Annotated in this window: 19 protein-coding genes; 7 read left to right on the top strand and 12 right to left on the bottom strand. The window is 68.1% G+C overall.

Translation table 11 applies throughout. From position 1 onward, the window contains the following. Window positions 1-13: 13 nt before the first annotated feature. The 5 genes from AC06FA_RS15355 to arfB all read right to left on the bottom strand — a co-directional run bounded on the left by AC06FA_RS15355 (window position 14) and on the right by arfB (window position 5,490). Window positions 14-1,270 carry an MFS transporter gene (locus tag AC06FA_RS15355; RefSeq protein ID WP_478069069.1) on the bottom strand — a complete coding sequence of 419 codons (1,257 nt, stop codon included), beginning with the start codon at window positions 1,268-1,270 and terminating at the stop codon, window positions 14-16. A 119-nt stretch (window positions 1,271-1,389) separates the two neighbouring features. Next, a complete protein-coding gene (gene lepB, locus AC06FA_RS15350) occupies window positions 1,390-2,016 on the bottom strand; it encodes a signal peptidase I (RefSeq protein ID WP_478069068.1) in 627 nt (208 codons plus the stop codon). A 167-nt stretch (window positions 2,017-2,183) separates the two neighbouring features. Next, window positions 2,184-4,340 carry a peptidyl-dipeptidase Dcp gene (gene dcp, locus AC06FA_RS15345; RefSeq protein ID WP_478069067.1) on the bottom strand — a complete coding sequence of 719 codons (2,157 nt, stop codon included), beginning with the start codon at window positions 4,338-4,340 and terminating at the stop codon, window positions 2,184-2,186. Window positions 4,341-4,451: 111 nt separating this feature from the next. Next, the gene (locus AC06FA_RS15340) at window positions 4,452-5,054 is read right to left on the bottom strand and encodes a lysophospholipid acyltransferase family protein (protein ID WP_478069066.1); all 603 of its coding nucleotides are present in this window, start codon (window positions 5,052-5,054) and stop codon (window positions 4,452-4,454) included. 4 nt (window positions 5,055-5,058) lie between these two features. After that, window positions 5,059-5,490 carry an alternative ribosome rescue aminoacyl-tRNA hydrolase ArfB gene (gene arfB / locus AC06FA_RS15335; RefSeq protein ID WP_478069065.1) on the bottom strand — a complete coding sequence of 144 codons (432 nt, stop codon included), beginning with the start codon at window positions 5,488-5,490 and terminating at the stop codon, window positions 5,059-5,061. A 134-nt stretch (window positions 5,491-5,624) separates the two neighbouring features. Between arfB and AC06FA_RS15330 the strand changes: the two genes are divergently transcribed. Further along, on the top strand, window positions 5,625-6,152 hold the full coding sequence (locus AC06FA_RS15330; protein WP_478069064.1) for a DUF2059 domain-containing protein: 528 nt from the start codon (window positions 5,625-5,627) through the stop codon (window positions 6,150-6,152). A 58-nt stretch (window positions 6,153-6,210) separates the two neighbouring features. Here AC06FA_RS15330 and AC06FA_RS15325 read toward each other — a convergent pair whose 3' ends face one another. After that, window positions 6,211-6,936: a pseudouridine synthase gene (locus AC06FA_RS15325; protein ID WP_478069063.1), complete on the bottom strand. Its 726-nt coding sequence runs from the start codon at window positions 6,934-6,936 to the stop codon at window positions 6,211-6,213. An 85-nt stretch (window positions 6,937-7,021) separates the two neighbouring features. Then, complete coding sequence (locus tag AC06FA_RS15320; RefSeq protein ID WP_478069062.1) at window positions 7,022-7,603, bottom strand: O-methyltransferase; 582 nt, start codon at window positions 7,601-7,603, stop codon at window positions 7,022-7,024. A 231-nt stretch (window positions 7,604-7,834) separates the two neighbouring features. On the opposite strand from AC06FA_RS15320, the gene AC06FA_RS15315 reads away from it, so the two are divergent. From AC06FA_RS15315 to AC06FA_RS15300, 4 genes are read left to right on the top strand one after another with little or no spacing between them, the layout of a single operon-like run. Continuing rightward, the gene (locus AC06FA_RS15315) at window positions 7,835-8,446 is read left to right on the top strand and encodes a PIG-L deacetylase family protein (RefSeq protein ID WP_478069061.1); all 612 of its coding nucleotides are present in this window, start codon (window positions 7,835-7,837) and stop codon (window positions 8,444-8,446) included. Beyond that, window positions 8,446-9,585: a glycosyltransferase family 2 protein gene (locus tag AC06FA_RS15310; protein WP_478069060.1), complete on the top strand. Its 1,140-nt coding sequence runs from the start codon at window positions 8,446-8,448 to the stop codon at window positions 9,583-9,585. Before AC06FA_RS15315 ends, AC06FA_RS15310 begins: the two co-directional genes overlap by 1 nt. Further along, window positions 9,572-10,177 carry an LbetaH domain-containing protein gene (locus tag AC06FA_RS15305; protein WP_478069059.1) on the top strand — a complete coding sequence of 202 codons (606 nt, stop codon included), beginning with the start codon at window positions 9,572-9,574 and terminating at the stop codon, window positions 10,175-10,177. Before AC06FA_RS15310 ends, AC06FA_RS15305 begins: the two co-directional genes overlap by 14 nt. Before the next feature lie 5 nt (window positions 10,178-10,182). After that, a complete protein-coding gene (locus AC06FA_RS15300) occupies window positions 10,183-10,968 on the top strand; it encodes a YaiO family outer membrane beta-barrel protein (RefSeq protein ID WP_478069058.1) in 786 nt (261 codons plus the stop codon). A gap of 53 nt (window positions 10,969-11,021) precedes the next feature. On the opposite strand, the gene ubiB is transcribed toward AC06FA_RS15300, so the two are convergent. Further along, entirely contained in the window at window positions 11,022-12,677 is a 1,656-nt protein-coding gene (gene ubiB, locus AC06FA_RS15295; RefSeq protein ID WP_478069057.1) for a ubiquinone biosynthesis regulatory protein kinase UbiB, read from the bottom strand. After that, on the bottom strand, window positions 12,674-13,309 hold the full coding sequence (locus tag AC06FA_RS15290; protein WP_478069056.1) for a ubiquinone biosynthesis accessory factor UbiJ: 636 nt from the start codon (window positions 13,307-13,309) through the stop codon (window positions 12,674-12,676). Before AC06FA_RS15290 ends, ubiB begins: the two co-directional genes overlap by 4 nt. A 391-nt stretch (window positions 13,310-13,700) precedes the next feature. Here AC06FA_RS15290 and ddlA point away from each other — a divergent pair, with 391 nt between their 5' ends. Further along, a complete protein-coding gene (gene ddlA, locus AC06FA_RS15285; protein ID WP_478069055.1) occupies window positions 13,701-14,750 on the top strand; it encodes a D-alanine--D-alanine ligase in 1,050 nt (349 codons plus the stop codon). Between the two features lie 126 nt (window positions 14,751-14,876). On the opposite strand, the gene AC06FA_RS15280 is transcribed toward ddlA, so the two are convergent. From AC06FA_RS15280 to oleC, 3 genes are all read right to left on the bottom strand, one after another. Continuing rightward, window positions 14,877-15,032 (bottom strand): DUF1328 domain-containing protein, encoded by a 156-nt coding sequence (locus AC06FA_RS15280; protein ID WP_107231440.1) that lies wholly within the window; start codon window positions 15,030-15,032, stop codon window positions 14,877-14,879. Window positions 15,033-15,153: 121 nt separating this feature from the next. Beyond that, on the bottom strand, window positions 15,154-16,140 hold the full coding sequence (oleD, locus tag AC06FA_RS15275; RefSeq protein ID WP_478069054.1) for a 2-alkyl-3-oxoalkanoate reductase: 987 nt from the start codon (window positions 16,138-16,140) through the stop codon (window positions 15,154-15,156). Further along, entirely contained in the window at window positions 16,137-17,795 is a 1,659-nt protein-coding gene (gene oleC / locus AC06FA_RS15270; protein WP_478069053.1) for an olefin beta-lactone synthetase, read from the bottom strand. The genes oleD and oleC overlap by 4 nt, the downstream gene beginning before the upstream one ends. Before the next feature lie 103 nt (window positions 17,796-17,898). Between oleC and AC06FA_RS15265 the strand changes: the two genes are divergently transcribed. Continuing rightward, window positions 17,899-18,270, top strand: coding sequence for a YkgJ family cysteine cluster protein (locus AC06FA_RS15265; protein WP_199933841.1), 372 nt, complete (start codon window positions 17,899-17,901; stop codon window positions 18,268-18,270). Window positions 18,271-18,280 lie beyond the last annotated feature (10 nt).

The following is an 18,280-nucleotide window of genomic DNA, read 5'->3' as shown; positions in this document are numbered from 1 at the left end:
GCCCGGCGGGGGTTCAGGCGGTCACCGGCTGCGGGGCGCGCTGCTGCAGCGCCCAGATGATGCCGCCACCGAGCAGGGTCAGCACACCGGTGAACAGGCATACGCCCAGCCAGTCCCACGCGGCATAGGCCAGCCCGCCCACGGCGCCCAGCACGCTGCTGCCCAGGTAGTAGGCGAACAGGTACAGCGCCGACGCTTCGGCACGCATCGACCCGGCACGGCTGCCGACCCAGCTGCTGGCTACCGAATGCCCGCCGAAGAAGCCAAAGGTCACCAGCGCGATGCCCAGCGCCATGGTGGTCAACCACGGCAGCATCAGCAGCACGATGCCGGCCCCGATCAGCGCAAAGGAAATCGTCAGGATGCGGCCACGCCCGTGCCGCATCGCCAGTTGCCCCATCCATGCGGAGCTGAAGGTGCCCACCAGGTACACGCTGAAGATCAGCCCGACCACGGTCTGGCTCAGGTGATAGGGCGGCGCCAGCAGGTGATAGCCCAGGTAGTTGTAGAGGGTGACGAACACGCCCATCAGCACGAACGAGGTGGCGAACAGCCACGGCAGGCCGGGGTCGGCAAACAGCGTGCGCCAGCGCGACGGCAACTGGCGCAGGCCACCACGGCGCGCCTGGAAGTGCCGCGACGCCGGCAGTTGCAGCCACAGCAGCACGGTGCTCGCCACCGCAATGATCGACACCGCGCCGATGCCCCAGCGCCAGCCCCAGTGGTCGGCGATGATGCCGGCCAGCAGGCGCCCGCTCATGCCGCCGATGGCATTGCCGCCGATGTACAGGCCCATCGCCAGGCCCAGCGCGCGGCTGTCCATCTCCTCCACCAGATAGGTCATGGCCACCGCCGGCACACCGCTCAGGGCCAGGCCCAGCAGGGTGCGCAGCACCAGCATCGTGGTCCAGTCATCCACCAGCGCGGTGCACAGCGACAGCAGCGCCGACGCCATCAGGGCCACGATCATCAGCGGCCGGCGGCCGACCGCATCGGACAGCAGGCCGGCCAGCAGCATGGCCACCGCCAGCGTGCCGGTACTCAACGACAGCGACATCGCGCTGCCGGCGGCTGACACGCCGAAGTGGCGGCTGAACTCGGGCAGCAACGGCTGCACTGTGTACAGCAGGCCGAAGGTGGAAAAACCGGCCAGGAACAGCGCCACCGCGGTACGGCGGAACGCCGGGGTGCCCTGCTGGATGCGGGTGTCAGTGCCGGAATCGGGGGTACGGGGGCGGGCGTGGGTGGCCGCCGCGGTTTCGCCAGTCATGGGATCGTGTGGCCGTGGGGCGGCCAGGGTGGGAGTCAGGCGGCCAGCGTAGGTCGCCTTATCCAGTCGATCCATAACCTGATAGGTCAGGATTGATATGCAGAACGTATCAATTCAGTTTACAGGCGCAGCCACTCGAAGCCATCGCCGCGACGGTAGTACACCGAAACGGCGCGCCCGTAGAGGGCATCGGCATCGACGAAGCCGAAGAAGCGGCCATCGAAACTGTTGCCGCGGTGGTCACCCAGTACCAGCACCTTGCCGGCCGGCACCTGCAGGTCGGCAATATCCGGGCCACCGCCCATGTCCAGGTCCAGCTGGGCCTGGCGCGGACCGAAGGCTTCGGTATCGGCCAGGCCGGCCATCTGCAACGGCTGGCCGTTGATGGTCAGGTGGCCACTGTGCAGCTGCACGCGGTCACCGGCCACGGCCACCACGCGCTTGATCAGGCGGGTACCGTCGGCCGGCGAATCGAACACGGCCACTTCGCCGCGCTGCGGCGTGCCGGTGGCCAGCAGCTGCTGGTGGGTGAAGGGCAGGCGCAGGCCGTAGGCGCGCATGTCCACCACCACGCGGTCGCCGGGCTGCAGGGTGGGCTGCATCGAACCGCTGGGCACCACGTAGTGGTTGGCCAGGGTGTCGCGGGCGGCGGCCAGCAGGCCCAGCATCACCAGCAGCGGCAGGGCTTCTTTCTTCAGCCAAAGCAGTGCGCGTTGGGAAAAGGGAGGGCGGGCGACAGCATCCATGACAGGCTCCGGGTGGGTGGTAGCTGGATCAGACCACAGACCGGCGGCAGAGGTTCCCGGTTGGGTCGGGCAAGGGGGTCAGAGCCCTTTCCGCAGTGCGGAAAGGGATCCGACCCCGGTGCGGCGCAATGAAAAACGGCGGGGTTGCCCCCGCCGTTTTCGCTCTTTTATTTCAGCCCGCGGAACTTCAGCAGCGGTTCCACCGACGGGTCCTTGCCGCGGAAATCGCGGTACAGGGTGGACAGTTCCACGCTGTTGCCGCGCGACAGGATCTTGTCGCGGAACTCCTGGCCGTTGGCCGCGGTCAGGCCACCGTGTTCGGTGAACCACTGGAACGCGTCGTGGTCCAGCACCTCGGCCCAGAAGTAGGCGTAGTAGCCGGCCGAATAGCCGCCGCCCCAGATGTGGTCGAAGTAGGTGGTGCGGTAACGCGGCGGCACTTGGGGCAGGTCCACCTTGAACTTCTTCAGTGCGCTGGCTTCAAAGGCGCCCACATCCTGCAGCGGGGCATCGGCCTTCTGGGTGTGCCAGGCCAGGTCCAGCAGCGCCGCCGACAGGTATTCGGTGGTCGCGTAGCCCTGGTTGAAGCTGCGTGCCTTCAGGATCTTGTCCACCAGTTCCTGCGGCATCGGCTCGCCGGTCTTGTAGTTCTTGGCGTAGTTGGCGAACACCTTCGGGTCCAGCGCCCAGTGTTCGTTGAACTGCGAGGGGAACTCGACGAAATCGCGCGAGGTGGCGGTGCCGGCGATCGACGGGTACTTCACGTTGGAGAACATGCCATGCAGCGCGTGGCCGAACTCATGGAACAGCGTGGTGACGTCGTCGAAGCTGAGCAGCGCCGGCTGGCCGGCGGCCGGCTTGGTGAAGTTGCAGACGTTGTAGACCACCGGCTTGGCACCGGTCAGGCCGTCCTGTTCAACGAACACGTCCATCCAGGCGCCGCCGGACTTGGTGTCACGCTTGAAGTAGTCGGTGTAGAACAGGGCCAGCGAGGTGCCGTCCTTGTCGAACACTTCGTACACCTTCATGTCCGGGTTGTAGGTCGGAATGTCGGTGCGCGGCTTGAAGGTGATGCCGTACAGCTGGGTGGCGGCGTAGAAGACGCCGTTCTGCAGCACGTTGTCCAGTTCGAAGTACGGCTTGATCTGCGATTCGTCCAGATCGTACTTGGCCTTGCGCACCTGTTCGGCGTAGAAGTCCCAGTCCGAAGCGGCCAGCTTGAAGCCGCCGTTCTGCGCGTCGATCACCTTCTGGATGTCGGCCGCTTCCTCACGCGCCTTGGCGGTGGCCGCCGGCACGGTGTCGGTCAGCAGCTTCAGCGCCGCGGCCGGGGTCTTGGCCATCTGGTCGCCCAGGTTGTAATCGGCGTAGGTGTCGAAGCCCAGCAGCTTGGCCTTCTGCGCACGCAGCTGGGCCAGGCGCTGCACGGTCTGCCGGGTGTCGTTGGCATCGCCGCGCTCGGCACGGGTTTCCGAAGCCTTCAGCACGGCGGCGCGCTGGTCGCGATCGCTCAGCGAACCCAGCACCGGCTGCTGCGTGGTGTTCTGCAGCGGCAGCAGGAACTTGCCGTCCAGCTTGCGGGCGCTGGCGTCGGTGGCGGCGGTGTTGATCGCGTTCTCGTCCAGACCGGCCAGCTTGGCCTTGTCGTCCACCACGACGGCGGCGGCAGCGGTGGCCGCGACCAGGCGGGTGTGGAACTGGGTGGACAGCGTGGTCTCTTCCACGTTCAGCTTGCGCAGGCTGGCCTTGTCGGCGTCGGACAGCTGGGCGCCAGCGCGCACCAGGTTGTCGTAGTAATGCTCGACCAGGCGCTTCTGCACCGGGTCCAGTTCCAGCGTGTCGCGCTGGTCGTACAGCGACTTCACGCGCGCGAACAGCTTCGGATCAAGGTTGATCTCGTCCTGGTGCGCGGCCAGCTTCGGTGCGATCTCTTCCTGGATCTTCTGGCGCGCATCGGTGCCATCGGCCTGGACCAGGCCAAAGAAGATGCGCGACACGCGGGTGAGGGTTTCACCGCTGCGCTCCATCGCCACCAGGGTGTTGTCGAAGGTGGCCGGCTCGGGGTTGTCGGCGATCTTGCGCACGTCGGCCAGGTGCTGGCGCATGCCTTCTTCGAAGGCCGGCAGGTAATCGCTGTCCTTGATCTTGTCGAACTGCGGCGCCTGGAACGGCAGCGTGCTGGCGCTCAGCAGCGGGTTGGTGGAGGCATCGGCCGGCTGCTGGGCCGGGGTCTGCTGGGCTTCGGACACGGGGGTGGACTCCTTGCCGGAACAGGCCGCCAGCGCCAGGCTGATGGCGGCGGCCAGGACTACGGTACGCGACATGTAGAACGCTCCTTGGGCGGGCGGTAGGGAATGACAGCCCTCCACCCTACTCCTGTCGCGGCCGCCCGGCATGTGCCGGACGTGGCGTGTAAGCGGCCGCTGCGGGGCGTTTCAGACCGTGCCGCGGGTCTTGCCCATCCACGGGCGGTAGAACTCACGGATCGCCGCCATGTCAGCGGCATCATCGCCGGTGGGGGTGAACAGCGGGCCGATGCCGATGGTCTTTTCCGGGTAGTGGAAATAGGCCGCCAGGATCGGTACGTCGGCCATCCGCGCGATCTTCAGGAAACCGGCCTTCCAGTCCTTCACCGCCTTGCGGGTGCCCTCGGGGGTGATGGCGAACCACATTTTTTCGTTGTTGCGCAGCAGGTCCACCGCCTGGCCGACGGTGCCCTGCGGCGAACTGCGGTCCAGCGGGATCACCCCCAGCCGGTGCAGCAGCGGGCCCAGCGGCCACCAGAACAGCGAGGCCTTGCCCAGCACCTTCACCTTCATGCCCAGTGCGATCTTGGCCGCCATGCCCCACAGCCCGTCCCAGTTGGACGAATGCGGCGCGATAATGAAGACCAGGCGCGGAATGTCCGGCAGCGTGCCGGTCACCTTCCAGCCGCCCAGGCGCAGGGTGCAGCGCGCCAGCCAGCGCAGGAAGGCGTTGGGTTTGACCTGCGGCATGCTCGGCGGCACGGCCGGCAGCAACGGCGTCGGGTTGTTCAAGCAATCACTCCCAGTCACGTGATGAGCGCGCGCGCTTGATCTGCGCGCGCCCGCGTTTGGCGTCCAGACGACGCAGTTTCGACCCGAGGCTCGGCTTGGTGGCCTTGCGTGGTTTGGGCACGCTCAGCCCGGCCTGGATGAAGGCCGCCAGCCGCTCGCGCGCATCCTCGCGATTGCGATCCTGGGTGCGGAACCGTTGCGCATCGATGACCAGCACGCCTTCGCCGGTCATGCGCCGGTCGCGCCGGGCCAGCAGGCGCGTGCGCAACGGCTCGGGCAACGTGGGCGAGTTGGCCACATCGAAACGCAGTTCCACCGCAGTGGACACCTTGTTGACGTTCTGGCCGCCGGCACCACTGGCGCGCACGAACCGCTCGACGATCTCGCCGTCGGGGATTTCAAGCTGCGCGCTGATGGTGACCGGTCCCATGCCCATGCGCGCATTGTAGCCGTACCAGCGTTGCCGTGGCCGCCATCGCGTGGCGTATGCCGCCGATCAGGTACCGAACACGCCGCCTTCGCCTGCGCAGCAGGTATGCTGGGGCTTCCATGTACCGCAGGAAGCTTCGCATGACCCGCCTTGTCCCCGCCCTGCCCGCGCGCCTGCGCCGCGCTGCCCTGCTGCTGGCCCTGGCCGCGTGCAGCAGCCCGGTCTGGGCGGCGCCGCCGACCGACAGCGACATCAACCGCCTGCTGGCCGCCTCGCGCGCGCAGACCATGCTCGATGCGGCCCTGCCGCAGATCGAGGCGATGCAGCAGCAGCAGTTCCAGCAGGCCACCGCGCAGCGCCAACTGACCGCCCAGCAGCAGGAACAGCTGCAGCGCATCCAGGCGCGCACCACCCAGACCCTGCGCCAGGCGCTGTCGTGGCAGCAGCTGCGCCCAATGTATGTCGATCTCTACAAGAAGACCTTCAGCAAGGAAGACGTGCTGGCCATGGCCGAGTTCTACGAGAGCCCGGCCGGCCAGAGCCTGCTGGACAAGACCCCGGCGCTGATGCAGAACGTGATGGTGGCCATCCAGACCCGCATGCAGCCGCTCATCACCGATCTGCAGAAAGACCTGGAAGCGATCGTGAACGAGCCGGAAAAGAAATAATCCCGTCGGGGTCGGATCCCTTTCCCAACGGGAAAGGGCTCTAACCCCGGCGTTACCTTCAGACCACCTGCCAGCCGAACAGGTCCAGCGCCTTCTGGAATCCGGCATCCACCGGTGCACGCACATCCAGCACGCCGCCGTCGGGGTGCGGGAAACGCAGTCGTTCGGCGTGCAGCAGCATGCGATGCACGCCCTGCATGCGGAAATTGCGGTTGTGGCGCCCATCACCATGGCTGGTGTCGCCAATCAGGTGGTGTGACAGGTGCTTCAGGTGCCGGCGGATCTGCCGGAAGCGACCGGTCAGCGGCTGGCAGCGCAGCAGCGCGTAACGCGAACTGGCGAATTCCCCCACCGGCACCGACAGCTCGCCGGTAGCCAGACGCTGGAAATCGGTCACCGCCGGCTTCTTCACCGGCTTGCCGGGCCCGCCATCCAGATCGTGGTCCACCTGCCAGGCCTCCTCGGCGGGCCAGCCACGGCAGATGGCCAGGTAATCCTTGCTCACCTCACCGCCCATCAGCGCCTTGCCCAGCACGCTGGCGGTGTCGCGGTCGAAGGCCAGCAGCAGGCAGCCGCTGGTGGCGCGGTCCAGGCGGTGCACCAGGAAGATCGGGCGGCCCAGCTGCTCGCGCAGGCGGTCGGCCAGGAAATCATCTTCGCCGCGGGCCAGCTTGCTGTCATGGACCATCAGCCCGGCCGGCTTGTTGACCACGGCCAGGCGTTCGTCCAGGTGCAGCAGCTGCAGGGGGGCGGTTTCGGGGGCGGATTCGGTATCGGTACTCACCGCCCGATTATACGGGGGCCCCGCATGGGGTCGGATCCCTCTCCGTAGGAGAGGGCTCTGACCCCGGGTATGGGACACGCAGCCGTCAGCCGTTGCGCACCGCCAGCAGTTCGCCATTGCCCACCGGCACCAGGCTGGTACTGAAGTCCGCATCGGCCTCCAGCAACGCGCACAGCGGCTGCATCTGTGCGGCATGCGAGGTGGCGTTGTCCACCACCAGCAGGCCGCCGGGGCGCAGCACGCGGCGCAGCTGCGGCCACCAGCCGGCGTACTGTTCGCGGTCCGAATCGAGGAACAGCAGGTCCACGCTGGCGTCGTCCGCCGCTGCCAGCCAGACCCCGGCATCGCCCTGCACCAGGGTGATGCGCTCGGCCAGGCCACTAAGGGCGAAATTCGCGCGTGCCATCGCCACCTTGTCGGCGGCGTATTCCAGCGTGGTCACGTGGCCATTGATGGCGGCGGCGGCCTCGGCCAGCCACAGCGTGGAATAGCCGTTGGAGGTACCGATTTCCAGCACGCGCCGGGCCTGGCCGAACCGCACCAGCACCGACAGCAGTTCGCCGGTATCGGCGGTGATGTTGAGCATGCGCCGGCCACGCTCGCTTTCGCGCGCATCGTTGTCGGCGCCGTGGCGCGCCAGTGCGTCCTTCAGTGCTGCCAGATCCATATCGCGTCCTGCACGGCGTGCCGCATTCGGCACGATCGGACGATTGTCGCGCGAACCACACCATCGCCGCGAGTGGCGTCATCCACGCGCTGGCTGGCATTGCAGCGTGATCCTGCGCGCTTTTCGGAAATGTTGCATGGATCACCTGCGACAGCACTGCGATAGTCCCGGCCCTCTCGGCGCACGCCCCGGCACACGCGCCTGTTTCCCGAATCCTGCAAGGACCCCGCCATGCCCCTGGATATTCTGGCGATCGGCGCCCACCCCGATGACATTGAACTGGGCTGCGGCGGCAGCCTGGCCAAACTGGCCGGTGACGGCGCGCGCATCCACGCGCTGGTGCTGAGCCGCGGTGGCCGCGGCTGCCACGATGGCGCTGACCGCAGCGGCGAATCGCATCGCGCCCTGCAGCAGCTGGGCGCCCTGCATGTGCAGCAGTGCGACTTCCCCGATACCTGCTTCCCGGCCTGCCGCAACGAACTGATCGCGACCATCGAGCGTGCCTGCGCTGCCGTGGCACCCCAGCGCGTCTACACCATGTGCGGGCAGGACCATCACCAGGACCATCGCACCGTGCATGAGTGCTCGATCATCGCCTGCCGCGGCGTGGGCCAGGTGCTGTGCTACGAAAGCCCCAGCACGCTGCCGCAGTTCGCGCCGCAGGTGTTCGAGGACATCAGCGCACAGCTGGAGCAGAAGATCCTGGCGCTGCGCGAACACGCCAGCCAGGGCGAGCGCCAGTACATGCAGGAAGGGCACCTGCGCTGCCACGCGCAGTTCCGCGGCCAGCAGATCGGCATCGGTCCCTGCGAAGGCTTCCTGGCCCACCGGATGGTGCTGTGATGAAAACCCTGTTGTTCCTGGCCATGTGTGCGTTCATCGCGGTGCGGTTGCTGGTGCACGCCGCGCGCCGGCCCAGCCAGCAACTGCGCAGCATCGACGCCATCGTGCCTGCCTACAACGAAGCGCCGTGCCTGGCGCGTTCGCTCACCGACCTGCTGCACAACCGCTACGTGGCGCGGGTGATCTGCGTGAATGACGGCTCCACCGATGCCACCGCGCAGGTGCTGGACGACCTGCAGGCGCGCTGGCCCGGGCGCCTGGTGGCGGTACACCAGGCCAACACCGGCAAGGGCGGTGCGCTGATGCACGGCCTGCAGCATGTCACTGCCGAACAGGTGTTCCTGACCGATGCCGATACCCGCATCGACCCGAACGGCGATGGCCTGGGCCATCTGCTGGCCGAGATCGAGCACGGCGCCGATGCCGTGGGCGGCGTGCCTTCCTCGTGCCTGCGCGGCGCCGGCTTCCTGCCGCATGTGCGGGCCAGCCTGAAGCTGCCGATGATCGTGATCAAGCGCAGCTTCCAGCAGTGGTTGGGCGGCGCACCGTTCATCGTGTCGGGGTCGTGCGGGCTGTTCCGCACCGCCGTGCTGCGCAAGGTCGGGTTTTCCGATCGCACCCGGGTGGAAGACCTGGACATGTCGTGGTCGCTGGTGGCGCAGGGCTTCCGCGTGCGGCAGAGCATCCGCTGCGTGGTCTACCCGCAGGAATGCAACACGCTGCGCGAGGAATGGCGGCGCTGGCGGCGCTGGATCGTGGGCTATGCGGTCTGCATGCGCCTGCACCGCGGCCTGCTGCTCAGCCGCTTCGGCGTGTTCAGCATCCTGCCGATGATCCTGCTGGCGTTGCTGGGCGTGGCTGCCTCGCTGCATGTCTGGTTCGGTGCGGCGCAGGTGCAGGGGCCCGGCGGGCTGATGCTGGCGGTGATGCCGCTGGTCTGGATCGGCATCGTGATGTTGCTGGCGGTGATCAGCGCGGTGCACCACCGCAGTGCCTGGCTGGTGCCCGCCGCCGCGTTTTCCATGCTGTACGTGCTGCTGGCCTATGCGATCTGGCTGGTGCACGGGTTGAAGGGACTGTGCACCGGGCGCGAGCCGGCACGCGACAAGCCGACCAGGTACCCGCATGTGGTGGAATGACCTGCAGGCGATGGAAGCGGCACTGGCCACGCTGGTGCCTGCCATCGATCCGCGTGCGCAGGTGTCAGCGCGGGCAACGCTGCGGGGTGCGGTGCGCATCGGCGCCGGCAGCCGCATCTGCGATGGCGCGCATGTCCAGGGCCCGGTACTGATCGGTCGCGACTGCCTGATCGGCAACCACGCGCTGCTGCGCGGGCCACTGCAGATCGGCGATGGCACGCGCATCGGCTTTGCCAGCGAACTGAAGCACGCGCTGATCGGCCAGCAGGTCAGCATCGGCCCGCAGTGCTTCATCGGCGACAGCCGCATTGATGACCACGCCTACCTGGGCGCGCTGGTACGCACCAGCAACCACCGCCTGGATGGCGCCCACATCCGCGTGCATATGGGCGGCGAAGTACACGACAGCCAACGCGACAAGCTGGGTGCCTGGATCGGCGCACGCGCCGCGCTGGGCGTCGGCGTGATCATCCTGCCCGGGCGCATCGTCGCTGCGGGCAGCCAGTTCGGCCCACGCATCACCGTGGAACGAAACCTGCCGGCGGGCCGCTACCGGCTGGCGCAGCAACTGCATTCCCAACCCCTGGAGTAACCACCATGCGATTGATCTTCCGTGGCGCACTGCCGTGCGCCCTGCTGCTGGCCGTGTCCAGCGCCCATGCCGGTATCGACCGGGTTGCGCTGCAACTGGACCACGCCGACTACACCGATGGCTTCGGCCACCGCGATGTGCAGACCCTGGACGTGGCCGGGCGCACTGGCGACAGCCGCTGGCAGCTGGGCCTGGCCCATGGCGAGCGTGACTACGGCAGTGCCCGCTTCGGCGGCAACCGGGTGCAGGGCGCGCTGCACCACACCTGGTCGCCACGGTTCTCCACCCGCACCGCGGCCATGGCGTCCAACGACGATCCGGTGTTCGTGAACCGGCAGATCCAGCAGGACCTGCAGTGGAAAGTGGCGCCGCAGACCGTGCTGAGCGTGGGCGGCAAGTACGCCGAGTACCATGCCGGCGCCTATGTCAGTGGCTGGTCCGTGGGCGCGTCGCATTACTTCCCGCGCGTCACCGCGTCGCTGCGGCACGAGCGTCATCGCCAGTCCAATGGCCCCGATGGTCATGGCACCACCGTGTCGCTGCGCTTGAAGGACCGCAGCGGGCGGGGTTCCACCCAGCTGTGGCTGGGCCAGGGCACCTCGGGGTATACCGCCGACTCCGATCCGCTGCTGCTGCGCGAACACGACTCCAAGCGGGTCTTCCTGCGCCGCAACCAGCCGCTGGGCCAGCATCTGATGCTGGAAGCCGGGCTGGGCAAGACGTGGCATTCAACGCGTCTGGATCGATTCCAGAGCGTGCAGTCGCACCTGGGCCTGGGCTACCACTGGTAGCCGCGGAATGGGCTGGCAGCGTCCTGCGCTGCCAGCCACTCAACCGGGTCGGCTCAACGCCACCAGGCGCGGGCCAGCGCGAACGCGCCCAAGGCGGCAGCGCCCAGGCTGAGCATGGGCACATCGCCCCAGTACCAGCCGGGCGGCTGCAGTACATACAACAGCGCGGCAATGGCCAGCAGGCCCACGCCGGTGATCGCGCCGACCGCGCGCTTCTGCAGCTTCTGCAGGCTGGCATCCAGCGCCACCAGATCGCGCGAGCGCATGGCCAGTTCGTGGCGGCCTTCCACCTGCTGGCTCAGCCAGGCATGCACCAGGCGCGGCATGTCCGGCGCGTGGGTCATGATTTCCGGCAGGCGCTTGCCGATCTCGCGCACCACCCTGCGCGGGCTGTAACGCTCGCGCAGGATCTTCGCCAGCACCGGCTTGGCCACCGCCCAGATGTCGATCTGCGGGTCCAGCTGGCGGCCCACGCCTTCGATGTTCAGCAGGGTCTTCTGCAGCAGGATCAGCTGTGGCTGCAGGGTCAGCTGGTAGCGCTGGGCGACCCGGAACAGCTTCAGCAGCACCTCGGCCAGCGAAATCTGCGACAGCGGCCGGGTGAAGTACGGTTCGCACACCGAACGCACCGCCGCTTCCAGATCATCGATGCGCACGTTGTCCGGCATCCAGCGCGCCTGCACGTGCAGTTCGGCAATGCGACGGTAATCGCGGTTGAAGATGGCCATGAAGTTCTCGGCCAGGTAGTACTGATCTTCCTGCGAGAGCTGGCCCATGATGCCGAAGTCCAGCGCGATGAAGCGCGGGTTGTCGCGGCGCGCCGGATCGGTGTCGACCCAGATGTTGCCGGCGTGCGCATCGGCGTGGAAGAAGTTGTCGCGGAACACCTGGGTGTAGAACACCCGCACGCCCTTGGCAGCCAGCGCCTTGCGGTCGATGCCGGCCTGGTCCAGGGCGACGATGTCGTCGGACGGAATGCCCCACACGCGCTCCAGGGTCAGCGCGCGTTCGGCGGTGTGGCTCCAGATCACTTCCGGTACGTACAGGTCGTCGCTGTTTTCCCAGAAGCGGCGCAGCACGCTGGCGTTGGCGCCTTCGCGCTGCAGGTCCAGCTCGGCGGCCAGGGTGTTTTCCACCTCGGCCACCACTTCACGCGGGCGGATCTTGTCGGCACGGGGGTGGGTGCGTTCGACCAGGCTGGCCAGCGAGTTCAACAGCGCGATGTCGGCGTCGATCTGCTTCTCGATGCCCGGGCGCAGCACCTTCACCACCACCTGGCGGCCATCGGCCAGGGTGGCCGCGTGCACCTGCGCGATCGAGGCCGAGGCCAGCGGCTCGGTATCGAAGCTGGCGAAGGCCTCGCTGACCGGCAGGCCCAGCGCTTCTTCCACGATGCGGCGCGCGGTATCGCCGTCGAACGGCTTGACCCGGTCCTGCAGCAGGGTCAGTTCGGCGGCCACGTCCGGCGGGACCAGGTCGCGGCGGGTGGACAGGATCTGGCCGAACTTGACGAAGATCGGGCCCAGGTCCTGCAGGGCCAGGCGCAGGCGCGCGCCACGCGACTGCGCGGCAATGGCGGCCGGTGCACGCGGCACGAAGGGTTTGGCCAGGCGCAGCCAGCGCTCGGCCGGGGTGCCCTGCAGCAGGTCGTCCAGTCGGTAACGCAGAATGACCCGGCCGATGCGGTTGGCCCGCAGCAGCGCCTTCATGCGGCACCCCGCAGTCGCTGCACGCGCACCTGCAATCGTTCAACGTCGTCGCGCAGCACGTCCACGTCATCGTGGAAGGCGTCCAGTTCGCCGCGCGGCACCACATCACGCGATTCTTCGGTAACGAATTCGGCGGCACTGTGGGCCAGGTCGATCGCGCCCTGGCGGGCGTGCTGCAGGGCGCCGCGCAGGGTGTTGGCCACCTGCACGCCCAGCACGTCGCCGAACACGCTTACGAACGGCTGCTGCCAGTCTGGATCGAAACCCTTGGCCAGCTGCTGCAGGCGGCGCGCCAGTTCGGCATCGCCGGCCACGCGCACGCGGCCCTTGCCGTGGTCGTCGCTGCGCCGTGCGTTGGCCAGCAGCGGCAGCTGTGCCAGCACACCGGCCAGGCTGCTGCGCACGGCCAGGTCGGCTTCCTGCGCGTCGACCGGGCCGACCCGCAGCTGGTCGCCTTCCACGCTGATGCGCATTGCCAGCGACGGGGCTTCCAGGGTCAGGTCGATGTGCCGGCCGTGCAGGCTGGCCAGGGCGTGGCGGGTGTCCGGATCCAGCGCCAGGGCGCGGTTCAGGGCGATCTGCAGGGCGCGGCCAGCGACCGGCTTGAGGGACTTGAGCAGGGAAAGAGCCATGTGCGCATTCTACCTGCGCAGGTGGCGGGCTTGGGCCGGGCTGCCGCCCGCCCCCCCTTTGTAGAGTCGAGCCATGCTCGACTGAAGAAGCAACGTCAACAGCGGGCATTCCAGGGGATGGCGGGGTGGGTCCGGTTGCGGGGGACGGCGCAAGTACGTCCATGTAGCCTTGGCCGCGGCATCCATGCCGCGGACACCCCCGCAACCGGACCCACCCCGCCTCTGACAGTCTGCTGCGATCTATCGGAACAAGCAGGGTCGGATCCCGTTGCTTCGCAACGGGCTCTGACCCCTGGCTGGATGAGTCCAAGGGGATTCATCTGTGCCTCACCTGGCCGGCGCGGGAAGGTTCATGCTGTGGGTCCTTGTTGCACAGGACATCGCATTGCCCATGGCACGTACCCGGGTTGGCATCATTTTCGGCGGCACGTCGTCCGAACACGAAGTGTCGCTGCAGTCGGCGAAGAACATCCTTGATGCGCTGGATCGACAGCGCTACGAACCGGTGCTGGTCGGCATCGACAAGCAGGGGCAGTGGCATCTGCTGCAGCCCGATGCGTTCCTGCTCAATGCCGATGATCCGGCGCGGATCGCGCTGCGCCCGACCGGCGCCACCTCGGCGCTGCAGCCGGGTGCTGCACTGGCGCAGATCGATGTGGTGCTGCCCATCGTGCATGGCCCGCTGGGTGAAGACGGCGCGTTGCAGGGCCTGCTGCGCATGGCCGGCCTGCCGTTCGTGGGCTCGCCGGTACTGGGCTCGGCGGCGGCGATGGACAAGGACGTGGCCAAGCGCCTGCTGCGCGATGCCGGTCTGCCGGTGGCACCGTGGGTGTGCATCCGTCGCCACCAGGCCTCGCAGGTGGATGTGGCCGCGCTGATCGCGCAGTTGCGGCTGCCGCTGTTCGTGAAGCCGGCCAACCAGGGTTCGTCGGTGGGCGTGAGCAAGGTGAAGGATGCGGAGGGCTTCGCCGCGGCGCTGGCACTGGCGCTGCGCCACGATCACAAGGTGCTGGTGGAATCAGCGGTGGCCGGCCGCGAGATTGAATGTGCCGTATTGGGCAACGAGCAACCGCAGGCCAGTGTGTGTGGCGAGGTCGTGGTGCACGACGAGTTCTACGCCTACGACACCAAGTATCTGAACGCCGCAGGGGCCGATGTGGTGGTGCCGGCGGCCATTGATGCCGACAGCCAGGCGCGTATCCAGCAGATCGCGCTGCAGGCGTACCAGGCGCTGGAATGCGCCGGCATGGCGCGGGTGGATGTGTTCCTGGGGGCTGATGGGAAGATCACCATCAACGAGATCAATACCCTGCCCGGCTTCACCCGCATCAGCATGTATCCCAAGCTGTGGGGTGCCAGCGGGTTGGGCTACACCGCGCTGATCACGCGGTTGATCGAACTGGCGCTGGAACGGCACGCGGCGGACAAGGCGCTGGTGTAACCCGGGGAACCCGCATGGCGTGCGACATGCGGGGCCTGCTTCTGTAGAGTCGAGCTTGCTCGACTGCTGTTGGAACAGTCGAGCATGGCTCGACTCTACAGGTGCGTCAGTCGAGCAAGCTCGACTCTACCCGCGCTTGCGGAACATCGAGATCACCGCAAGGATCAGGAACACGACGAACAGGATCCAGGCGATGTTGCTGGCGGCGCCGGCAATGCCGGAGAAGCCGAGCACGGCGGCGATGATGGCGATGACGAAGAAAATAACGGCGTAGTGCAGCATGGCGCTCCTCGCGATGGGTCGGGCCGTGGATGGCGTGGGTCCATCCTCCCGATCCGGCGGTGTGCAACCGGTGACGGCCACCTCTGCGCGCGATGAAGCCTTCAGCGCCGTGAGGCCGCCGTCACGATGCGGCGTGCAGGCGGCGCAGCCCTTCTTCGATGCTGACCTGCGGCACGTAACCGAAATCGCGGCGCGCCGGTTCCATGCTGTACCAGTGCGGCGTGCACAGCTGCTCGGCCAGGAAACGGGTCAACGGCGGTTCGCCGGGCAGGCGCAGCAACGGCCACAGGCGCTCGCACACCGCACCGATGCGGTAGGCCGTCTTGAAGCTGAGGGTCTTGTCCACGGCCGGGGCATTCACCGCCGCCAGCAGTTTGTTCAACAGCTCGCGCATCGGCAGCGGTTCGCCGTTGGAAATGAAGTAGGCCTTGCCGGCACAGGCCGCGCCCGGGGCCAGCGCTTCGAAGGCAAGGAAATGAGCCAGCGCAGCGTTGTCGATGTAGGTGGTATCGACCTTGTTGCTGCCATCGCCGACCAGGCGCAGGCGGCCCTGCCGGGCACGCTGGGCCAGCCGCGGCACCAGCTGCAGATCCCCCGGGCCCCAGATCAGCCGCGGGCGCAGCGCCACGGTGGCCAGGCGCGCATCGTTGGCGGCCAGCACGCGCTGTTCGGCAATCGCCTTGGTGGCCGCATACGGGGCCTGGAAGTTTTCGCCGTAGGGCACTTCGTCGGCGCCCAGCCCTTCCACCGGGTGGGTGGCGCGATGGGTCACGCTGGGCGTGGAGGTGTAGACCAGGCGACCCACGCCATGCGCGCGGCAGGCGGCGATCACGTTGTCGGTGCCCACCACGTTGGCCTGGTGGTAGCTGTCATAGCTGCCCCACGCGCCCGCCTTCGCCCCGTTGTGGAACACCGCATCCACCCCGGCCACCGCATGCAGCACGGCCTGCGGGTCGGCCAGGTCACCCCGGATCTGGCCCACGCCCATCGCCTGCAGCGCCGGGTAGTGGCCACGGTTGAGCGCCAGGACCTGGTGGCCGCGCTCCAGCAGGCCGCGGCACAGGGCCTGGCCGAGGAAACCACCACCACCGGTGACCAGAATCTTCATGCACGCTTCTCCAATGCAGCGCTGGCCCAGACGGCCAGCTTTTCACGGCCGATCTTGGCGTTGTGTCGGATGTCCACGGGGAAGCCCGGATGGACCAGGAAGTGCTGCACGCCGGCAGCGGGCAGGTGCGTGGCTGCGTGCGTGCGCAGCGCCTCCTGCAGGGCCGCGCCATCGCGGGTGCCGCGCTGCAGTTCCACGCACAGCACCGGCACCTGTGCACCGGCCGGGCCCACGCCCACCAGTGCGGTGCGGGCCACGCCGGGCAGCGTGTTGAACACCGGCTCCACCTGTTCGGTGTACAGCGGCCCGCGCGCGGTTTCCACGCGGTGGGTCTTGCGCCCACAGAACCACAGTCGGCCCTGCGCATCGAAGTAACCGACATCGCCCATGCGGTGCACGATGCGGGTGCTGCCATCGGCCAGGGTTTCGGCAATCTTTGCCGCCGCCGTTGCCTGCGGGCGGTTGAAGTAGCTGTCGGTGGCGGTCGGCCCGGCTACGGTGATCTCGCCCACTTCACCCACGCCCAGCACGCGCGCCTGCGACCAGTCGGGCAGCGGGGCGTCATCGATGGCGATGATGCGCACTTCGTTGGGTGCCACCACGCTGCCCACGCAGGTACCGGCACCGGCCTCGGTAGCAGCACGGGTACGTTCCAGTTCACGGCCTTCCACCACGGCCACCGGCAGGCATTCGGTCGCGCCATACGGCGTCCAGAACTGCGCTTCGTCGGGCAGCAGGCGGCGGATGGTGGCCACCACGTCCGGCGGTACCGGCGCACCGGCCGAGGTGACCCGGGTGACCGACGGCAGCGGCCGGCCATGGCGGGCCAGCACGCGCATCAAGGCCGGCGAACCGAACAGCTGGGTCACGCCGAAACGCTGGATGGCATCGTGCAGCCGCGCCGGGTCGGCCTGCGCCGGCCGGGTCGGGTCCATGTCCGGAATGACCGAGGTCAGCCCCAGCGCCGGGTCGAACAGCGCGAACGGCGGGAAGGTCGGCAGGTCGACCCCGCCCGCTTCCATGCCGAACGCTTTGCCCAGCAGCGCGATCTGGCCGACGAAATGGCGGTGGCGGTAGACCACGCCCTTGGGCACGCCGGTGGAGCCACTGGTGAACAGGATCGCCGCCGTGTCCTCGCCGTCGGTCGCGGCCAGCATCGGGCCGCTGGCGGCGCCGGCACGCTCCAGCGCGGCCAGGGTGGTGCCGCCCCAGCCCAGGCGCTGGCCCACGGTCACCAGGCGGGTGGCCGATGGTGCCCAGCGCAGCGCCAGACGGGCCACGTGGGCCAGGGGAATGCCGATGAAGGCCTCCGGCTGCGCTTCGTCCAGGCACTGCTTCAGCGCGCGCTTGTCGATGCCCGGATCCACCAGCACCGGCACCGCGCCCAGCTTGAACAGGGCGAACATCAGCAGGAAGAACTCCGGCGAGGGCCGCACCATCACCACCGTGCGCACCCCGCGGCCGATCCCGTAGCCGGCCAGGCCGGCGGCCATGGCGTCGCTGCGGGCATCCAGTTGGCGGTAGTCCAGGGTCACGTCATAGGCGGCCATGCCGTTGCCGGCGCCACGGCGGCCGGGGCAGCGGATGGCGATCTGGTCGGGGCGTTCACGGGCCAGTTCCGGCAGCCGCGCCGCAATATTGCAGGGTCGGTTCATCCGTTCATTGTCGCCGCTTACGGAATTTCTTGCGCGGCGGCCCACTTCGTGGAAAATCCGCAGCCTCGTCCCCCATTCCACTGCCGCCCGAGGCGGCTTGACCATGCAACATCCCTGCATGACCTGCGGCGCCTGCTGCACCCAGTACCGCGTGGCCTTTCACTGGATGGAATCGGACGAGGTCACCCCTGGCGGGGTACCGCACCAACTGACCGAAACGCTGGACCCGCACCGCCTGTGCATGCGCGGCACCCATTCCAAGCCGGTGCGCTGCGTGGCGCTGGATGCGCAGATCGGCGTGTATTCACGCTGCACCATCCACCCCAACCGGCCCAGCGTGTGCCGCGAGGTCGATGCGTCGTGGGAGTACGGCAAGGCCAGCCCGCAGTGCGACAAGGCGCGCATCGCCTATGGCCTGGACCCGCTGACCCCGGCGGACTGGGAAGGCAGCGACGGCAGCCCGATCGCGGCCTGAGGCCCGGGGT

It is taken from the genome of Stenotrophomonas sp. Steno-C17, from assembly GCF_056393165.1.
This window is presented reverse-complemented; position numbering and strand designations above follow the sequence as displayed.

What these genes read in the sequence shown, in the direction of transcription:
- AC06FA_RS15330 (WP_478069064.1), top strand. Translation starts at nt 5,625, where the DNA reads ATGACCCGCCTTGTCCCCGCCCTGCCCGCGCGCCTGCGCCGCGCTGCC.
- AC06FA_RS15300 (WP_478069058.1), top strand. Translation starts at nt 10,183, where the DNA reads ATGCGATTGATCTTCCGTGGCGCACTGCCGTGCGCCCTGCTGCTGGCC.
- AC06FA_RS15290 (WP_478069056.1), bottom strand. Translation starts at nt 13,309, where the DNA reads ATGGCTCTTTCCCTGCTCAAGTCCCTCAAGCCGGTCGCTGGCCGCGCC.
- ubiB (WP_478069057.1), bottom strand. Translation starts at nt 12,677, where the DNA reads ATGAAGGCGCTGCTGCGGGCCAACCGCATCGGCCGGGTCATTCTGCGT.
- AC06FA_RS15310 (WP_478069060.1), top strand. Translation starts at nt 8,446, where the DNA reads ATGAAAACCCTGTTGTTCCTGGCCATGTGTGCGTTCATCGCGGTGCGG.
- ddlA (WP_478069055.1), top strand. Translation starts at nt 13,701, where the DNA reads ATGGCACGTACCCGGGTTGGCATCATTTTCGGCGGCACGTCGTCCGAA.
- AC06FA_RS15315 (WP_478069061.1), top strand. Translation starts at nt 7,835, where the DNA reads ATGCCCCTGGATATTCTGGCGATCGGCGCCCACCCCGATGACATTGAA.
- AC06FA_RS15305 (WP_478069059.1), top strand. Translation starts at nt 9,572, where the DNA reads ATGTGGTGGAATGACCTGCAGGCGATGGAAGCGGCACTGGCCACGCTG.
- AC06FA_RS15355 (WP_478069069.1), bottom strand. Translation starts at nt 1,270, where the DNA reads ATGACTGGCGAAACCGCGGCGGCCACCCACGCCCGCCCCCGTACCCCC.
- lepB (WP_478069068.1), bottom strand. Translation starts at nt 2,016, where the DNA reads ATGGATGCTGTCGCCCGCCCTCCCTTTTCCCAACGCGCACTGCTTTGG.
- oleC (WP_478069053.1), bottom strand. Translation starts at nt 17,795, where the DNA reads ATGAACCGACCCTGCAATATTGCGGCGCGGCTGCCGGAACTGGCCCGT.
- AC06FA_RS15265 (WP_199933841.1), top strand. Translation starts at nt 17,899, where the DNA reads ATGCAACATCCCTGCATGACCTGCGGCGCCTGCTGCACCCAGTACCGC.
- arfB (WP_478069065.1), bottom strand. Translation starts at nt 5,490, where the DNA reads ATGGGCATGGGACCGGTCACCATCAGCGCGCAGCTTGAAATCCCCGAC.
- AC06FA_RS15320 (WP_478069062.1), bottom strand. Translation starts at nt 7,603, where the DNA reads ATGGATCTGGCAGCACTGAAGGACGCACTGGCGCGCCACGGCGCCGAC.
- oleD (WP_478069054.1), bottom strand. Translation starts at nt 16,140, where the DNA reads ATGAAGATTCTGGTCACCGGTGGTGGTGGTTTCCTCGGCCAGGCCCTG.
- AC06FA_RS15280 (WP_107231440.1), bottom strand. Translation starts at nt 15,032, where the DNA reads ATGCTGCACTACGCCGTTATTTTCTTCGTCATCGCCATCATCGCCGCC.
- dcp (WP_478069067.1), bottom strand. Translation starts at nt 4,340, where the DNA reads ATGTCGCGTACCGTAGTCCTGGCCGCCGCCATCAGCCTGGCGCTGGCG.